General features: G+C 71.1%; 16 protein-coding genes and 2 tRNA genes. 9 read left to right on the top strand and 9 right to left on the bottom strand.

Annotated features, from left to right (window positions below):
- Positions 1–63 precede the first annotated feature (63 nt).
- The 3 genes from ACH47X_RS07770 to ACH47X_RS07760 all read right to left on the bottom strand — a co-directional run bounded on the left by ACH47X_RS07770 (position 64) and on the right by ACH47X_RS07760 (position 3674).
- Positions 64–633, bottom strand: coding sequence for a potassium channel family protein (locus ACH47X_RS07770; protein ID WP_397402998.1), 570 nt, complete (start codon positions 631–633; stop codon positions 64–66).
- Positions 634–746: 113 nt separating this feature from the next.
- On the bottom strand, positions 747–1985 hold the full coding sequence (locus ACH47X_RS07765; protein WP_397402996.1) for an RtcB family protein: 1239 nt from the start codon (positions 1983–1985) through the stop codon (positions 747–749).
- A gap of 90 nt (positions 1986–2075) precedes the next feature.
- A complete protein-coding gene (locus tag ACH47X_RS07760; protein ID WP_397402994.1) occupies positions 2076–3674 on the bottom strand; it encodes an MFS transporter in 1599 nt (532 codons plus the stop codon).
- A 157-nt stretch (positions 3675–3831) separates the two neighbouring features.
- On the opposite strand from ACH47X_RS07760, the gene ACH47X_RS07755 reads away from it, so the two are divergent.
- The 3 genes from ACH47X_RS07755 (at position 3832) to ACH47X_RS07745 (ending at position 5299) form a co-directional block, all read left to right on the top strand.
- Positions 3832–3905, top strand: a tRNA-Ile gene (locus ACH47X_RS07755).
- A gap of 68 nt (positions 3906–3973) precedes the next feature.
- On the top strand, positions 3974–4456 hold the full coding sequence (locus ACH47X_RS07750) for a hypothetical protein (protein WP_397402992.1): 483 nt from the start codon (positions 3974–3976) through the stop codon (positions 4454–4456).
- 69 nt (positions 4457–4525) lie between these two features.
- Positions 4526–5299, top strand: coding sequence for an HAD family hydrolase (locus tag ACH47X_RS07745; RefSeq protein ID WP_397402990.1), 774 nt, complete (start codon positions 4526–4528; stop codon positions 5297–5299).
- Positions 5300–5415: 116 nt separating this feature from the next.
- Here ACH47X_RS07745 and ACH47X_RS07740 read toward each other — a convergent pair whose 3' ends face one another.
- The 3 genes from ACH47X_RS07740 to ACH47X_RS07730 form a co-directional block, all read right to left on the bottom strand.
- Positions 5416–8112 carry a polysaccharide lyase family 1 protein gene (locus ACH47X_RS07740; RefSeq protein WP_397402988.1) on the bottom strand — a complete coding sequence of 899 codons (2697 nt, stop codon included), beginning with the start codon at positions 8110–8112 and terminating at the stop codon, positions 5416–5418.
- A gap of 213 nt (positions 8113–8325) precedes the next feature.
- Positions 8326–8475: a hypothetical protein gene (locus ACH47X_RS07735; RefSeq protein ID WP_169736524.1), complete on the bottom strand. Its 150-nt coding sequence runs from the start codon at positions 8473–8475 to the stop codon at positions 8326–8328.
- A gap of 131 nt (positions 8476–8606) precedes the next feature.
- Positions 8607–9731 (bottom strand): M15 family metallopeptidase, encoded by a 1125-nt coding sequence (locus tag ACH47X_RS07730; RefSeq protein WP_397402985.1) that lies wholly within the window; start codon positions 9729–9731, stop codon positions 8607–8609.
- 217 nt (positions 9732–9948) lie between these two features.
- On the opposite strand from ACH47X_RS07730, the gene ACH47X_RS07725 reads away from it, so the two are divergent.
- The gene (locus ACH47X_RS07725) at positions 9949–10518 is read left to right on the top strand and encodes a hypothetical protein (protein WP_397402983.1); all 570 of its coding nucleotides are present in this window, start codon (positions 9949–9951) and stop codon (positions 10516–10518) included.
- Positions 10519–10555: 37 nt separating this feature from the next.
- Here ACH47X_RS07725 and ACH47X_RS07720 read toward each other — a convergent pair whose 3' ends face one another.
- Positions 10556–10933, bottom strand: coding sequence for a DUF2255 family protein (locus tag ACH47X_RS07720; RefSeq protein ID WP_397402981.1), 378 nt, complete (start codon positions 10931–10933; stop codon positions 10556–10558).
- 142 nt (positions 10934–11075) lie between these two features.
- Here ACH47X_RS07720 and ACH47X_RS07715 point away from each other — a divergent pair, with 142 nt between their 5' ends.
- The 3 genes from ACH47X_RS07715 to ACH47X_RS07705 all read left to right on the top strand — a co-directional run bounded on the left by ACH47X_RS07715 (position 11076) and on the right by ACH47X_RS07705 (position 13230).
- The gene (locus tag ACH47X_RS07715; RefSeq protein ID WP_397402979.1) at positions 11076–12062 is read left to right on the top strand and encodes an aldo/keto reductase; all 987 of its coding nucleotides are present in this window, start codon (positions 11076–11078) and stop codon (positions 12060–12062) included.
- Between the two features lie 231 nt (positions 12063–12293).
- Positions 12294–12366, top strand: a tRNA-Asn gene (locus ACH47X_RS07710).
- 84 nt (positions 12367–12450) lie between these two features.
- Positions 12451–13230, top strand: coding sequence for a class I SAM-dependent methyltransferase (locus ACH47X_RS07705; protein ID WP_397402977.1), 780 nt, complete (start codon positions 12451–12453; stop codon positions 13228–13230).
- 4 nt (positions 13231–13234) lie between these two features.
- On the opposite strand, the gene ACH47X_RS07700 is transcribed toward ACH47X_RS07705, so the two are convergent.
- Positions 13235–14215 carry an ArsR/SmtB family transcription factor gene (locus ACH47X_RS07700; protein WP_397402975.1) on the bottom strand — a complete coding sequence of 327 codons (981 nt, stop codon included), beginning with the start codon at positions 14213–14215 and terminating at the stop codon, positions 13235–13237.
- Between the two features lie 89 nt (positions 14216–14304).
- Here ACH47X_RS07700 and ACH47X_RS07695 point away from each other — a divergent pair, with 89 nt between their 5' ends.
- Positions 14305–14640 (top strand): cupin domain-containing protein, encoded by a 336-nt coding sequence (locus ACH47X_RS07695; protein WP_036967794.1) that lies wholly within the window; start codon positions 14305–14307, stop codon positions 14638–14640.
- A 49-nt stretch (positions 14641–14689) separates the two neighbouring features.
- Here ACH47X_RS07695 and ACH47X_RS07690 read toward each other — a convergent pair whose 3' ends face one another.
- On the bottom strand, positions 14690–15094 hold the full coding sequence (locus tag ACH47X_RS07690; protein WP_397402972.1) for a GNAT family N-acetyltransferase: 405 nt from the start codon (positions 15092–15094) through the stop codon (positions 14690–14692).
- Between the two features lie 461 nt (positions 15095–15555).
- Between ACH47X_RS07690 and idi the strand changes: the two genes are divergently transcribed.
- The gene (gene idi / locus ACH47X_RS07685) at positions 15556–16116 is read left to right on the top strand and encodes an isopentenyl-diphosphate Delta-isomerase (protein WP_397402970.1); all 561 of its coding nucleotides are present in this window, start codon (positions 15556–15558) and stop codon (positions 16114–16116) included.
- Positions 16117–16118 lie beyond the last annotated feature (2 nt).

Here is a 16118-nt window from a genome sequence, read left to right as displayed (position 1 = left end):
GTGCCAGAGGCATGGCCCGCGGTTCCACTCCCGGTCGACCCGGCCGTGGCACCCGGGGGTCGGTCAGCCCCCGCCCGACCGCCCCCGCTGCACCGCGCCGAGGAGCACCCGGATGCCCAGGCCGAGGATGATCAGGTCCAGCAGGATCTGCCCGGAGACGAGCAGCCGGACGGCGTCCGTCCGCGCCACGATGTCCCCGAAGCCGACGGTCGCGAACGTCGAGATCGTGAAGTAGAGGGCGTCGGTCCGGCTGAGGGTCTCGCTGAACGTCGCGGGCTCGCGATCACTGAGCGTGAAATAGGTCGAGGAGAACAGGAGCAGGAAGAACGGGACCAGCGTCGCGAGGGCCTGGACCGCCCGCATGCCCGGGAACCGGGACCGGACGATCGCGCGGACCTCCCAGTACGACGTTGCCCCGAGCACGGCGAGACCGACGGCCAGGACCAGCGCCAGTGACGGGACCGAGAACCGGTCGAGCGGCAGGACGTAGTAGAGCGCCACCAGGAGCGCCGACGTCGCGAACGCCCGCAGCAGGCCCAGGGCGATCAGGGTCCGGCGGCGCCGCTTGGGCAGGGACCGCACGTCGTGGTTCTCGGCGGCGCCGCCGTCCTGCTGCGGTTCACGTTCGTCCACGTCGGTCACCTCCCGCACCTGGACTCCACTGTGGCCCCGGACGCGAGAGGCGGCCACCGCGACCCGGACTCCCGGGATCACGATGGCCGCCGCCGCAGCGCCGTGAGCGGCGCTCAGCCCTTGACGCAGAGCACCGTGCGCAGCCGTGCCACGACCTCGACGAGGTCGGACTGCGCGGCGATCACGGCGTCGAGGTCCTTGTAGGCGCCCGGGATCTCGTCGAGCACCCCGTGGTCCTTGCGGCACTCGACGCCCGCCGTCTGGGCCGCGAGGTCGTCCAGGGTGAACTCCTTCTTGGCCCTGGTCCGCGACATCCGCCGGCCCGCGCCGTGCGACGCCGACCAGTAGGACTTCGGGTTGCCCAGGCCGCGTACGACGTAGGAGCCGGTGCCCATCGACCCGGGGATCAGGCCCAGGTCGCCCTGACCGGCCCGGATCGCGCCCTTGCGGGTGACGATCAGCTCCGCGCCGTCGACCTGCTCGCGCGCCACGTAGTTGTGGTGCACGTTCACGCCCTCGTCGAAGGTGAGCTCGCGACCGCCGTCGGACATCGCCGCGAACTCGTCGCGGACCGCCTGGACGGCCAGGGCCATCATGACCGCACGCGACCTGGCCGCGTACTCCTGCGCCCACCAGAGCTCGTTGAGGTACGCGTCCATCTCGGGCGTGCCGCCGAGGAACACGGCGAGCTCGCGGTCCACGAGGCCCTTGTTGTGCTCCAGGTCCTTGGCGATGCGGACGTGGTGCTCGGCGAGCTCCTTGCCGATGTTCCGCGAGCCGGAGTGGAGCTGGAGCCAGACCTGGTCGTCCTGGTCCAGGCAGACCTCGACGAAGTGGTTGCCGCCACCGAGCGAGCCGAGCTGCTTGCGCGCCCGGGTCTCGAGCTGGCGAACCTTGGGGTTCAGCGTCTCGAACCGCTCCCAGAACGCCTGCTCGCCTCGGAGCCGCTCCTGTCCACCAGAGCCCTTGACGGGCCGCAGCCGGCGCAGGTCCACCTGCTCGTCGTGCGAGTGGAAGCCGACCGGGATGGCGGCCTCGATCCGCTTGCGGAGGCGGGAGAGGTCGTCGGGCAGGTCGGCGGCGGTGAGCGAGGTGCGGACGCCGATCATGCCGCAGCCGATGTCGACGCCGACGGCGTTGGGCGACACGGCGTCGCGCATGGCGATGACGGAGCCGACGGTGGCGCCCTTGCCGAGGTGGACGTCGGGCATCACGCGGACGCCTTCGACCCAGGGCAGGGCGGAGATGTTGCGCAGCTGGTTCAGGGCCGCGTGGTCGACGTCGTGCTCGTGCGCCCACATGAGGGTCTGCGCCCGGGCGCCCGACAGGGCGACCGGGAAGGCCGAGGACATGGGAGTGCTCCAGTTCTGTAGGGGATGGCTCGCAGAACCTATGGGCGGACTACGGAGGTGCGCCAGGACATTTCGGCAGCAGCGCCGACGTCAGCCGAGGTCGGTCCCGTCGAGGGACGACGACGGCTTCTGGTCGGGCAGCCGCATCATGCGCACGGAGTTGCCGAGCCCGACGAGGCCGGCGAACAGCGGGACCAGCAGTGCCACCTGCAGCGACCGGTTGCGGGCCTCCTCGTTGATGGCGAGCACCTCCGCCTCGACGGCGGGCGGGCGGCCGGTGATCTGCTCGGCGAGCTGGGTGTTGCTCATCACCTCTGCGTCGGTCTCGAGCGCGTCGGCGATCTGCTGCTGGTCGGCGGACGGGATGATCTGGCTCTCCTGGGTGAGCTGGTTGAAGCCGAGCGCGAGGGATGCGAGCAGGATGCCGCCCGACATGGCCAGGCCGAACGAGAGCCCGAAGGATCCGGCGGCCGAGTTGACGCCCGCGGCCTCGCTGACGCGCTCCTCCTCGACAGGGGCGAGGGTGTAGTTGTTGAGCTGCGAGACCAGCAGGCCCAGCCCGCAGCCCGTGACGGCGAGCGGGAGCACGAGGTACCAGCCGCTGTCGACGCGCGGTACGAACGGGATGATGAGGGCGATGCCGAGGCTGGCCAGCAGGAAGCCGGTGCGGATGATCGCGGCCGGACGGCGGTTGCCGGCCTTGCGGCCTGCCACGAGCGCGGCCCCGAACATGGTCAGCGAGAGCGGCGTCAGGGCCAGGCCCGCTTCGAGGGCGTTGTACTCCAGCGTCATCTGCAGGAACAGCGGCAGGGCGATCATGGCGCCGCCCAGGGTGACCTGCTGGAGCATCTGGCCGGTGACGCCGGTGGTGAAGCCGGCGTGCCTGAACAGCCCGGGGTCGAGCAGGGGGACCCGGTGCTCCCGGACGCGGCGCATCAGCCAGAGCGCGAGGGCCACGAGCGCGACGACGCCGAGCAGGAGGAGGACCCCGACGAGCTCGCCGCCCTCCTGCCAGACCAGGATGCCGAGCACCACGCCGCCCATGCCGATCACGGACAGGATCGCGCCGACGACGTCGACCCGGCGGTCGCCGGTGTACGGGACGTCGCGCACGAGCCTGATCTGGCTCAGGACGATCGCGATGATGAGCGCCTCCAGCCCGAACCCGACCCGCCACGACAGGTAGGTGGTGACGAACCCGCCCAGCAGCGGGCCGACGGCGGCGGCGATCGCTGCCGCGGCGCCGACCATGGCGTACGCCTGCTTCTGGGCCGGGCCCTCGAAGTTGCCGTGGATCAGCGACTGCATGGCGGGCAGCAGCAGCGAGGCACCGAGCCCGCCGATGATCGCCCAGAAGATGATGATCGCCGTCAGGCTCTGTGCCAGCGTCATGGCCAGCGCCCCGGTCGCGTAGGCCAGGAGCCCGAGGACGTAGGCGCGCTTACGCCCGATCAGGTCGCCCACCTTGCTGTTGATCAGGATGAACGCGGCCGAGACCAGCGCCTCCAGCGCGATCGCGGACTGCACGCCCCCGGCCGTGGTGTCCAGGTCCCGGATGACGGCGGAGATCGACACGTTCATCAGCGAGGTGTCGACCACCAGCACGAACATCGCGGCGGACAGCAGCAGCATCAGTCGCCTGCTGTGCGCGGTCACGGCCTCGGCGCCGTCGCCTGGTGGGGTGCTCATGTCGTCGCCCTCGGCTCACGGGGCGGGTCGGCAGCCCCCGGCGGTGCCACCCGTCGCTCTTCTCGAGCGTACCCAGGCGGACGCCGTCGCGCCGCGCGGGCCCTCACCTGCAGGAACCGCCCGAGGCAGTAGGATCCTTGCGCGGCTCGTGCCGCACGCCCCGTTAGCTCAGCTGGTCAGAGCAGGAGACTCATAATCTCTTGGTCCTCGGTTCAAGTCCGAGACGGGGCACCGTAGGACCGCGATCACGCAGGTCAGCGCTGTGCGGAAGCATGCGGAGACGGCCGTACCCTGTGTCCGTGCAAACGGAAGCGGCATCGTCAGTGCCCTGGGAACTCATCGGAACGGCCGCGACCTCGGTGCTCGGTGTGGTCGCTCTCTGGCTGAAGCGTGCGCGGAACACCCATGTTCGCGACGAGATCGAGCAGGACCAGAAGATCCTCGCGAACCTGCACGAGCAGTCGGCCATGCGGGCGGTCCTGCAGGAGTCGATCGATGCCAGGGTTCGGCAGATCGCGGCGTCGGCCGACAGGGCGAGCCGGGCGAGGCGCGATCCGTTCGGAGTAGGCCTGGCGATCTTCCTGCTCACCCTCGCCGTCGCCTTCGGCTGGTGGGCCGCGCAGGGTGGCTGGTGGCTCCTCCTGTTGCTGCCCGGTGCGTTCTTCGGCTTGCTGGGCCTGGTCGGTCTGTACCAGGACGGCAGGAAGGTGCTGCGCGACGGGAAGGGCAACGAGATCACGGAACCCAGGGCATCGCGCAAGGAGCGGGCCGCTCGATTCTGACCGTTCTGACGACGCTCGCGGGCTCGATACCCAGCGCGCTCCCCGATACCGGTCAATAATCTCCCCGACATGACAACGACCAGGATGATCGCGTGCGACATCGACGGAACCCTGCTCCGCACAGGGCAGCCGCCGACGCCGGCGGTGCGGCGTGCGGCGCAGGAGGTGCTGCACGCCGGGCATCACATCGTCCTGGCAACGGGCCGTTCGGTAAAGGGCGCGGTGACCGCGGCACTACAGCTCGGCCTGCGCGACGTCTGGATGGTCACGAGCAACGGGGCGGTCACCGCGCACCTGGTCGGTGAGCACTACCAGGTCGTGGAACAGCACTCCGTCGACGCCGCGACCGTCATCGACGTCGCGCTGCGGGAGGCACCGGCCGTGCGGGTCGCCGCCGAGATCGTCGGGGTCGGCTGGCGGGTGAGCGCCCCGTTCCCCGGGTACGAGCTCAACGGCGCGCAGCGCCAGGCCCCGCTCGACGAGTTCCCGGCGAATCCCACGCCGCGGATCGCCCTGCACGGCCCCGACGCCTACCGGCTGGTCCCCGAGCTGGTCGCGCGCGGGCTGACGGTGATCGCCACCCGGCTCGACTGGGTCGACGTCACCCCGGCCGGGATCTCGAAGGCATCGTCCCTGGAAAAGGTCCGCATCGAGCTCGGGGTCGACCCGGAGCGGACTGCGGCGATCGGCGACGGGGAGAACGACATCGAGATGTTCGGGTGGGCCGCGCACGCCGTCGCCATGGGCCACGCGTCGCCGTTCGTCCTCGCGGCCGCGACCCACCGCACGGGATCGTTCGACGACGAGGGCGCCGCGAGCGCTCTGCGGTCGCTGCTCGGGTGAACTCGCTCCAGCCCGGCTGATTGGTCGCCGAGCCCGACCCCGCACAGGGCTGAACCCCGGAGAGCGCGACCCGCGCTCCCCAGGGCTCCCCCGTCAGCCTCCCGCTCCCGAGCGACCTACAGGTCCACCTCGTTCCCCCCGATCGTCACCACGAGCCGCCCGTCCGAGGCGAACGACCAGTCCAGCGCCCCCGAGTACTGCGCGCAGCGCGACCCGTTCGAGCCGGACCACCACTGGTTGCCGCCCGCGTCGTTCCCGATGATGCGGTCGTTCGAGCCGCTGTTGCAGGATGTGTTGTCGCGGAACGTCGACGAGCCGCCGTCGAAGTTGAAGTTGCGCTCCGCGCTGCCGATGCTCAGGTTGTTCGAGACCGTCAGCGATCCCAGGTTCCGGTTGTAGCCGAAGCCGTGCTTGCCGTTGTCGTAGGCGATGCTGCGGCGCACCACGTGGTTGACCGCGATGTCCTCGCCGCCGAGCTTGTAGCCGTTGCGGTCACCGTTGCCGGCCTGCGAGCCGTCGGACAGGGTGCCGTTCTCGTACGAGAGCGAGTCCTCGATGGTCACGGCGCCGATGGGACCGGTGTCGTCCTTGGTGTACAGGTCCCAGCCGTCGTCGATGTTGTTGTGCGACACCGTGTACCGGAAGACGTTGCCGCTGCCCACCGTGAGCTTGGGCGCGAACCCGTCGGCGTCCTCCCCGTCGGAGTCCGCGTTGTCGTGCGACTCCGAGGAGACGACGAGGTTGTTCGACGGCCACTCGCTGCTCGGTGCCCCGGCCGTGTACCGGGAGATCTGCAGGCCGGAGTCGTGGTTGAACCGCGTCACGACCCGCTCGATGATGTTGTTGTCGCCGCCCAGCAGGATGCCGTTGTCGCCGGCGTGCTCGACGACGAGGCCGCGCAGGTGCCACCAGTCGCCGCCGATGGCGATACCCCGGTTGGCGGGGTCCTCGCTCTGCGCCGAGAAGTTCAGCACCGGCCGCTCGCCCGGGTACGCGAACAGCTCGGTCCGGTTGCCGGAGGTGCCGCTGTTGCCCGGCGGGATGTCGAGCGTCTGCGACAGGTTGTACGTGCCGCCCCGCACGGAGATGGCGCCGCCGGGCTCGATCCGGTCGATCGCGGAGGCCAGCGTCGTCGGATCGGACTCGGTACCCGCGGCGTCGGCGGTACCGTTCGGTGCCACGAACAAGGCGTCGGCGCTCGGCTGCTCGCCGGGCTCCTCGCCCGGGTCCTCGCCGCCCGGGTCCTCACCGCCGGGGGCGGCGCTCGCGTACGTCTCGAGCTCCGCGACCCGCGGCGTGGCCGAGGAGCTGGTGATCTCGAAGTTGATCTTGGTCAGCGAGGTGGCCGCGAAGCTGATGACGCCGGCCCCGCTGCCCGTGGCCAGCACGGCGCCGTTGCCGTTGTTCACGACCCGCCAGGAGCCGATGTTCCCGACGGCGCCGGACGCCTCGCGGACGTTGATCGCCGACACCGTCGTGGCGCTGCCCCACTTGACCGAGATCCGGCCCGTGGCGCCCGCCGGCGACCAGTACGTGCTCGTGTCGCCGTCGAGCACGTTGCCGTAGCTCGTGCCGCTCGCCTTGCTGGAGCCGTCGGCTCCGGCGCCAAGGCTCAGGTTGGCCCCGGTCGGCGGGTCCGTCGGGTCGGTCGGATCCGTCGGATCCGTGGGGTCGGTCGGGTCCGTGGGATCGGTCGGGTCCGTCGGGGTGCAGCTGCCGTCCGAGACCTGCAGTCCGTTGTTCGCCCCCGCCGTCTCGGCGACGACGGCCGGCACGCAGCTCGCGGCGTCCAGCGGGTAGGAGTAGGGGATGCTGACCGAGGTGTTCGACGTCGGGTTGGGTCCCGCGGGGTTGTTGTCCTCCCCCGGGCTCGACCACGTCACGTTGTCGAAGACGTTGCCCGCGACCTGCCAGTAGCCGGCCTGGTCGGTGTAGAACGTGCCGAGCACGTCCTTCGAGTCCTCGAAGTAGTTGCTGTCCACCTTCGCCTTGGCGCCGGCCCGCGAGTTGATGCCCGACTCGACCAGCCCCACGTAGTGGTTGTTGTACATGTGCGCCACGCCGCCGCGCAGCAGCGGCGTGCGGGAGTTCAGGTTCTGGTACAGGTTGTGGTGGAAGGTGACGAAACCGTTCGAGAGGTCGCTCTCGCTGGACCCGATCAGGCCGCCGCGCTCCGAGTTGCGCAGGATGCTGTACGACAACGTCACGTACTTGGTGTCGTTCTTCATGTCGAACAGGCCGTCGTAGCCCTCCGACTCGCCGCCCGAGGCCAGCAGCGTGAGGTGGTCGGCCCAGACGTTGCGGACGCCGCTCTCCATGCCGATCGCGTCGCCGCCGTTCGACGTCGGCGAGCCCGACTTCTTGACGTTCTGGACGGTCACGTTCTGGATGATGATGTTGCTGGCCTCGCGGATGTGGATGCCGATCTGGTCGAACACCGCACCGCTGCCCACGCCGACGATCGTGACGTTGCTGATCTGCTTGAGCTCGATCACACCGTCGGCCGTGCTGCAGCTGTCGCCCGAGACCTTGCTGGTGTTGCCGTGGTTGATGGTGCCCGACACCTCGATGACGATCGGGGTGTCGCTGCTGGCGCGGTTGCACAGCGCCGTGTGGATCGCGGTGCCCGTGGTGGCTCGCACGGTCTGGCCGCCGGCGCCGCCGGTGGTCCCGCCGTTCTGCGTGGCGAAGCCCGTGGCCGGGCCCGTGGCCGCCGCCGCGTCCGGGGCGGACTGGGCGGCCACCCCGATCGTGACCGCGAGGGTCACCGCGGCCACCGCCGAGAGGAACTGGACAGCTCTGGGTCTTCTCATCGTCATTGCCTCACGTTCGTCGTTGAATGCGGGACATTGCTGTGTTGCGCGCAGCGGGTGAATCCGAGTAACCGGTTTCCCAGATCCTAGTAACCGGTTTCTCAGATGGCAACCCCCTACCCGCGGCCGCTGAGAAAGACCCGGGAAAGACGCCGGTCCGGCGCCCTGCAGCGGGCGCCGGACCGGCGGGGTCAAGCAGTTTGTTCCGGGACGCTAGACGCGCCTGCGGCCCACGAGGCCGATGATCAGGCTCGCCACGAGGACGATCACGCCGATCCAGATCAGGAACTGACCGATCTCGGTGGCTACACCGAGGATCACAAGGACCACGCCGATCAGGATGAGGATGAGCCAGCCGGGCATGTGCTTCTCCTTCCACCACGCGGGCGCTGGGTCGCGCCGCGTTGTATCGACCCTCCCCCGTACCCAGGTCACTCGCACGTCGAAAACGACAAGACGGTCAAACCAGGCTGATACCCGCGGAATGGTGCGGGTCAGGAGCTCTCGCGCGCGAGCACCGACTGCCAGTGCCACGGCTCCGGCACACGGCCGTTCGGCTCCGCGAACGCCGGGTGGATCCAGCCGTGGGCCTCGGCGTGGGTCTTGAGCCAGTTGTACTGCGGGGTGTCGAACGTCTCGACACCGCCGCCGATGTCGACCGCGAGCCCGAGGCCGTGGTTCGAGCAGCCGGGCGGCGCGGCGATGGGCGACGACGGGTCGTACAGCTCCTCCTGGGAGGCGTACGAGCGGTAGGCCGAGTTGATCGTCAGGTGGGTGCCGAACTCCGCCTGGTAGGCCTCGTCGAGCGCGATCAGCCCGTCCAGCACGTCGGCCCGCACGACGAAGTCGGGGGCCCACGGGATGCGCGCGAGCTGGTCCTTCTGCAGCTTGCCGCTGTCCGGGTCCCAGACCTGGTCCGGCGCCGGGCAGGTCACCGCGTCCTGCGCGGTGGCCATCGCCTCCGTGGCCGCCGTGACGACGGAACGCTTGGTGCTCAGGTCGTACTCGGCCTCGCCCAGCCGCTCCAGGTCCGTTCCGGTGAAGGCCGAGCTCGCGGCGGCGTCGGCCGCGGTGCTGGTGTCCAGGGCCGCGCGCAGGCTGGACCGGACGGTGTCGTCGGCCCCCTTGCCCTCCGTCGCCGCGTAGATCTTCTCGCCGCGGCCGGTCGCGGCCGCGAGGCTCTTGCGGGCCGCGGTCACCTCGTGCCGGGCGAGATCCACCATGGACGCGCGGACGGCGTCCGACGCCGCACCGAGCGCATCACCCACCTCTGCGGTGCCCATGGTGAGCCGGGTCAGGAACGGCTCGGCGAGCACGGCGTCGGCCGCCGCGATCTGCTCCGCCAGCGCTTCACGGGTCGCCGGGTCGGCCACCCGGGACTCGGACGAGGCCAGCAGGTGACGGGCCGCGACGTTCTGCGTGCCCAGGTCCTCGACGTCGGACACGAGGTACCAGGAGAGCCCTGCCAGGCCGAGCAGGACGACGACCACGATGGTGGCCGCGAGGGTCCTCCGCAGGGCGCGCCGACGGCGGGCCTTCGCTTCCCGGCGCTCTCTTGCCGAACCGTCCGGCCTCCCGTCCGTCGGCTGGGCGGGAGGCACGGTGTTCGTCAAGGTCACGAGGCTCGAACCTACGGCACCCGGGGGGCCTCCGCCGACCGTTCAGGGGGTGAACTACGTCGCGTCGGAGGTGCTCACGCCGACGGCCGGCGACCCATCCCATGCTCGGCAGTTGGCATCGGGATCGGTCCAGCCCTGGACCGATCTCGATGCCAACTGCCGACGACGCCCCGCACCCTGCCCGGTCGGCGACGCACGGGCCACTAGCCTGGGTGTCATGGGGTTCAGCTCGTGGTTCGCGCACCGCCCGCAGAAGGCGGTCCGCCGCGCCGTCCGCTCGCACCGCACCGACTCGGTGCTGGCCCAGGCGCCACTGGTCACGTCGACCGGGGAGGCCTGGGCCTTCGCCACGCGCGCCGAGCTCCTGCTGATCTCCGCGCCCGAGGCGCCCGACACGAAGGGCGACACGGAATCGCGGGGCGCCCCGTCCGTCGTCGTGCACCGGGAGTGGGCCGACGTCGACCGGGCCACCTACGACACCGAGTCCAACGTGATCCGGGTGCACTGGGTGGACGGCGACGAACCGACGCCGATCGCCCTCGACGGCCGCCGCACGGTGCTGCCGCAGGTGCTCCGGGAGCGGGTCCAGTGGTCGGTGGTGCTGGCCGAGCCCGTGAAGCTGCCCGGCGGGCGGTCCGCCCGCGTGGCGGTGCGGCGCCGGGTCGACGGCGAGCTGTTCTCGCAGGTGATCGGCGGGAACGGCGTGGATCTCGCCGACCCGGAGACGGCACGGGTGATCGACGCCGCCGAGGCGCGGGTGCGCAGCGCGGCAGGCCTATCGGCCTGACTCCCCCGGGTCGTCGCGCCCGGGCGGGCTCGGCCGGTCAGCCCTGCGGGACCAGGCGGAGCGTCGTTCCCACGACCCGCGGGCCCACGACGGTGCCGACGATGCTCTTGTCGTGCTTGGCGTACTTGCGGCGGTAGACGTCGTCGAGGGCGGGGTGGACGTCCTCGACCGGTTCCTGGAACCGGACGTCACGCTCGATGTCGCCCACCTTCACGCGGCCCGTCCCCGAGGCCTTGGCGCGGCGGAACCACCCGTTGTCCGGGCCGTACGCCGATCGCACGTATACGTCGCCGCCCAGGCGAGCGGTCCAGATCGTCACGTACGGGCGCAGGGTGCCGTCCGGACGGTAGGACGAGACCTGCAGCTCCTCGGTTCCGTCGACCTGCGCGAGCTCGTGCTCGGTCCACTGGGTCATCGCATGCTCCCCTCCGGGCACCCCCGGTGCCACCTGCTGCCGAACGCGCGGTGCGGCCTGCCACACCACCGTGCAACACCGGGGCGTGGCCCGCGAGTCCCGGGACTACGGTGTGACCGCTGACCAACCGAAGGAGACCGTCATGCACCACCGCACGCTGGGCCAGGGCCTGGAGGTATCCGCCGTCGGCCTCGGCGCCATGGGGATGTCCGCCGGCTACGGCCCCAACCCGGGCACGCGCGAGGAGATGATCGGCGTGCTGCGGGGCGCCGTGGAGCGTGGCGTCACCCTGTTCGACACCGCCGAGGTCTACGGCCCCTACGTCAACGAGGAGCTCGTCGGCGAGGCGCTGGAGCCGGTGCGGGACCAGGTGGTGATCGCCACCAAGTTCGGCTGGCGCATCGAGGACGGCGCCACCGTGGGCCTGAACAGCCGGCCGGAGCACATCCGCGCCGTCGCCGACGCCTCGTTGCGGCGCCTGCGCACCGACGTGATCGACCTGTTCTACCAGCACCGCGTGGACCCCGACGTGCCGATCGAGGACGTGGCCGGCGCGGTCAAGGAGCTGGTCGAGGCCGGCAAGGTGCGCCACTTCGGACTCTCGGAGGCGAGCCCGGCCACGATCCGCCGGGCGCACGCGGTGCACCCGGTCACGGCCGTGCAGAGCGAGTACTCGCTGTGGACGCGCGACCCCGAGCCGGAGGTGCTGCCCACGCTCGCCGAGCTCGGCATCGGGTTCGTGCCGTTCAGCCCGCTCGGCCGGGGGTTCCTGACCGGGTCGGTCGACGCGTCGACGTCGTTCACGGCCGACGACATGCGGGCGTCGATCCCACGGTTCACTGCCGCGAACCGCGACGCGAACCAGGTGCTGGTGGAGCATGTGCGCGCCCTCGCGGAGGCGCAGGGTGCGACGCCGGGCCAGGTAGCGCTCGCCTGGCTGCTGGCGCAGCGGCCATGGATCGTGCCGATCCCGGGGACGCGGCGGCTGGGACGGGTCGAGGAGAACACGGGGGCAACTGCGGTGGCGCTGTCGGCCGACGACCTGGCGGACCTGAACGGGCTGGCTGCGCGAGTGGGCGTGGTGGGCGACCGGTACAACGAGGCCGGGATGGGCATGGTGGGCCGGTGACCGGTGCCGGGCGGGGGTGCGCGTGAAGGTCACGGTCTACCCAGCGATTACGCCGGAATCTGGCGGCTTTTCGACGCCGGATGACTGGGTAGACCGTGACTTCTGTGCTCGGGCCGTGGGGTGTGATGGAGGCCGCTGTCATCCAGGGCGGATTCGAGTCGGGACTACCCGCTGAGACCTGTTAGAGTTTTCACCGGTCGCCCACCCGGTCAACGGGACGGGTGAACTCGATCCCGCGTAGCTCAGCTGGCAGAGCATCCGACTGTTAATCGGACGGTCGTTGGTTCAAGTCCAACCGCGGGAGCATCCAGAGGCCCCGAACACCCAGATGACCTGGGAGTTCGGGGCCTCGATCGTTTGCCCGCACGCCGAGTCGTAGAGTCGACCCATGGCCTTCGATGTCGCGGCCGAGTCCTACATGCGATTCATGGGCAGGTACTCCGAGCCGCTCGCGGAGAAGCTGGTCGACCTGGTCGACCCGCGGCACGGCCAGCGTGCGCTCGACGTCGGGTGCGGACCGGGGGCAGTGACCGAACGGCTGGTTCGCCGGCTCGGTCCGGACGACGTCGCCGCCGTCGACCCGTCGGTCCCGTTCGTCGAGGCGGCCCGACGACGGTGCCCCGGCGTCGACGTCCGGCACGGGGTGGCGGAGGCGCTGCCGTTCGAGGACGGCGCCGTGGACCTCACGCTCGCGCAGCTCGTGGTGCCCTTCATGACGGACCCCGTGGCAGGACTACGGGAGATGGCGCGGGTCACCGCGCCGGGTGGCCCAGTCTCCGCGAGCGTCTGGGACTTCGGGGGCGAGCGGGCGCCCTTGTCCACGTTCTGGCGCGCGGCGCGGGACGTCGACCCGGATGCCGTCGACGAGGCGGCGGAGGTCGGGGCGCGCACCGGCCAGCTCGCCGACCTGTTCCGAGCCGCGGGGCTGGAGGACGTCCGGTCCTACGAGCTCACCGTCACCACGGCGTACGCGGGTTTTGCCGAGTGGTGGGAGCCGTACACCCTTGGCGTCGGGCCGGCCGGGGACTACGTCGCCGCCCTCGACGCCGGAGCCCGGCGAGCGGTCGAGGCGCGGTGCCGCGAGCTTCTGTCCACGGGGCCGTTCGAGGTCTCGGCCACCGCCTGGACGGTCGTCGGCCGGGCTCGGGCCGGAGCGTCGGTCACGTAGCACGTCAGCCCCCGACCAGCGCCTCCCCCAACGGCGTGCGGACGTGCAGCACGCGCGCGCCGTCCCGCCGGGCGTCGACCAACCGGGCGGCACTCAACAGCGCGAGGTGGTGCGACGCCGTCGACACGGCGAGCCCGCACGCGGCGGCGACCTCGCTCGTGGACAGCGGCGCGCGCAGCGCGAGCAGCACGCCTGCCCGGCCCGCACCGAGCAGGCGGGCGAGCGCCTCGGCGGTGCCAGGTCCGTCGTCGGCCCAGCGTTCGGAGACACCGAGCGCCGGGTAGAACAGGGTGGGCTGGGCCGGCGGCTCGGTGACGACGGAGCACCGGGGCGCCATGACCGACGGCACCAGCACGAGCCCGCTGCCCGCGCAGTCGAGGACCTCGCCGTGCATGCGCAGCCGCACCCGGACGGCATGCGGGGCCCAGCTCACGGCCTCGTGCAGGGTCTCGACCATCGCGCCGAGGCCGTCCGTCGTCGCGCGCCGGGAGCGCACGCCGACGTCGGCCCGCAGGATCCGCTCGAGCTGCGGCCAGTACGGGGCGAGGAACGCGTCCCAGCACTGTTCCCAGGCGTCCGCGGCGGCGGACCGGGTGCGCTCCGGGTCGTCCGCCATCGCCCGCAGCAGGCGCTGCTCGGTGCCGGTCGTGCGGTCGACACGCTTCAGGACGTCGACGCGCAGCGGGCCGAGGTCGGTGGCGCGCAGGCGGGCCAGTTCCTCCTCGGGGCCGAGGTCCCAGCCCGGTGTCGAGGTGAGGAAGTCCGGCATGTACCCGTCCGGTCCGACGAGCAGGCGCATCAGGTCGAATGCCCGCGCCGGCGCCTGGTCGCGGGCCCGGCGCAGCCAGCCCCACTGAAGCGGGTGGTACTGCGGCTGCACCAGCACCCGCACGGCGTGGGCGAGCTCGTGACCGGGCGAGACGCCGAACCGGATGGCCGAGATGTCGTCGGGCGCGAGCCTGAACTCCACCATGTTTCGATGCACGTCGAAACCGTAGTGCGCCGAAGCGACCCCGACGAGGCTGGGGTCACGCCGGCCGCACGGGCCGGCTCCAGAATCTTCGGGAGTCAGACATGGCCGCGATCGTCACCGCCGACACCATCCGCATCTCCGGTTCGCGCACCCTGCGCTTCGAGGGCCGGGACCACGGGTCGGGCGTCTCGTTCTTCCTCGTCACCAACGACCCCGGACAGGGGCCCGGGCTGCACCGTCACCCGTACACCGAGACCTGGTCGGTCCTGGAGGGCGAGGCCACGATCACGGTCGGTGACGAGACGGTCGTCGCCCGGGCGGGCGACACCGCCGTGGTCCAGCCGGACGTCTGGCACGGCTTCAAGAACACCGGGACGGGCACGCTGCGGATGATGTGCATCCACGCGTCGGCCGAGATGATCCAGGAGAACCTCTGATGTCGTTCCAGGCCGACATCGGCAGGGCGAGACCCGGACGGGGCTGGTGCTACGTGAGGCGCAGCAGGCCGGCAGCCGTCGGGCGGAAGCCGCAGGCGTCGAGGTAGAACCGGGCCCGGCTCGCCTCGAAGTCGACGTGCAGCCACTCGCAGCCGTGGTCGCGGGCGGCGTCGGCGGCCGCCGCCACCAGGTCTCGGCCGAGGCCCTGTCCCTGGTACGCCGGGTCGACGACGGTGTCGAGCAGCACCGCGTGCTGTCCGCCGTCGCCGATCACGTTGACGAACCCGATCAGCTGTCCGGTGGGGTCGGTCGCCGTGATCCAGGTCAGGCTGTGACGTGCCAGGCGTTCCGACCACGGCATGACCGACTCGGCCGAGCTCGCGAACGCGCGGGCGTGCAGGGCCGAGAGAACGGCGTCGTCGACCGGGCCGCGGAGAGCCAGTGCGAAGTCCATCGCGGCACCCTATGCCGCACACCTGCCCGGGGTCGTTCCCGATGGTCGGTCCCGGAGACGGGCGCCGTTGTGGATGTGCACGTGGAGGTGCTTGGAGTCCTGGAAACGCCCGAGGTTGGTCAGCACGGAAGCTGCCCCGTCGCGCTGTTCGAGCTTGCGCGCGAGCGCAAATTGACTTCGGTCGGTTGCCGCGACATCGGTCCGACAACCGACCGGTCTCGAGGCAAGGGATCGATCTCAGGGCATCCGACCGATCTCGCGCACGCCACCTGGGCAGCCGCGAGCGCCGCCAGCCACTACTCCCGGCACCTCCGGCACGCCCGGTGTCCGGGCAGCACCGATCCAACTCGCCGTCGGCGTCGAACTCTCTCAGGTAACCGTGCGGTCTGTCCGGTATCGGCTGTCGACAAAACCGCTTCCTGTGCTTGAATATAGCCAGGCTAGCGAAAATCACCGGAGGGGTGACAGTGACGACCGAGAGAGTGGTCCTGCTCGATGACGACGGGAGACCCGTCGGCTCCGAGCTCAAGAGTGCGGTGCACTCCGAACGGACGCCACTGCACCTGGCGTTCTCGTGCCACGTGCTGAACTCCGCCGGGCAGGTGCTGGTGACGCGGCGTTCCCTGCACAAGCAGACCTGGCCGGGGGTGTGGACCAACTCGTTCTGCGGCCACCCCCAGCCGGACGAGCCGAGCGAGGAGGCCCTCGTGCGCCGCGCGCAGGACGAGCTCGGCATCACGCTGCGCGACGTCCGCCTGGAGCTCCCGCAGTTCCGGTACCGAGCGGTGGACGCCAGCGGCATCGTGGAGAACGAGATCTGCCCGGTCTACGTGGCGGTGTCCGACGACGAACCGCAGGTCAACCCGTACGAGGCCATGGAGGCCCGGTGGGTCGACAGCGCGGCGCTGGGCGAGGCCCTGCGCACCGTGCCGTGGGCGTTCTCCCCGTGGTTCGTGGAGCAGGGCGCCGAGATGCCGCTGTACGCGGCGCCGGCCGCCAGAGCGACCAGAGACGGCGTGTGAGG

This window comes from Promicromonospora kroppenstedtii (genome assembly GCF_044389675.1).
Taxonomy (GTDB): domain Bacteria; phylum Actinomycetota; class Actinomycetes; order Actinomycetales; family Cellulomonadaceae; genus Promicromonospora; species Promicromonospora kroppenstedtii.
Note: the sequence above shows the minus strand (reverse complement) of the source record. Positions and strands in the feature narration are given on the sequence as shown.

Excerpts from the sequence above, each read along its gene's own strand:
- ACH47X_RS07725 (WP_397402983.1), top strand. The coding sequence starts at position 9,949 with ATGGGGTTCAGCTCGTGGTTCGCGCACCGCCCGCAGAAGGCGGTCCGC.
- ACH47X_RS07690 (WP_397402972.1), bottom strand. The coding sequence starts at position 15,094 with ATGGACTTCGCACTGGCTCTCCGCGGCCCGGTCGACGACGCCGTTCTC.
- ACH47X_RS07765 (WP_397402996.1), bottom strand. The coding sequence starts at position 1,985 with ATGTCCTCGGCCTTCCCGGTCGCCCTGTCGGGCGCCCGGGCGCAGACC.
- ACH47X_RS07760 (WP_397402994.1), bottom strand. The coding sequence starts at position 3,674 with ATGAGCACCCCACCAGGCGACGGCGCCGAGGCCGTGACCGCGCACAGC.
- ACH47X_RS07745 (WP_397402990.1), top strand. The coding sequence starts at position 4,526 with ATGACAACGACCAGGATGATCGCGTGCGACATCGACGGAACCCTGCTC.
- ACH47X_RS07705 (WP_397402977.1), top strand. The coding sequence starts at position 12,451 with ATGGCCTTCGATGTCGCGGCCGAGTCCTACATGCGATTCATGGGCAGG.
- ACH47X_RS07740 (WP_397402988.1), bottom strand. The coding sequence starts at position 8,112 with ATGAGAAGACCCAGAGCTGTCCAGTTCCTCTCGGCGGTGGCCGCGGTG.
- ACH47X_RS07720 (WP_397402981.1), bottom strand. The coding sequence starts at position 10,933 with ATGACCCAGTGGACCGAGCACGAGCTCGCGCAGGTCGACGGAACCGAG.
- ACH47X_RS07695 (WP_036967794.1), top strand. The coding sequence starts at position 14,305 with ATGGCCGCGATCGTCACCGCCGACACCATCCGCATCTCCGGTTCGCGC.
- ACH47X_RS07715 (WP_397402979.1), top strand. The coding sequence starts at position 11,076 with ATGCACCACCGCACGCTGGGCCAGGGCCTGGAGGTATCCGCCGTCGGC.
- ACH47X_RS07735 (WP_169736524.1), bottom strand. The coding sequence starts at position 8,475 with ATGCCCGGCTGGCTCATCCTCATCCTGATCGGCGTGGTCCTTGTGATC.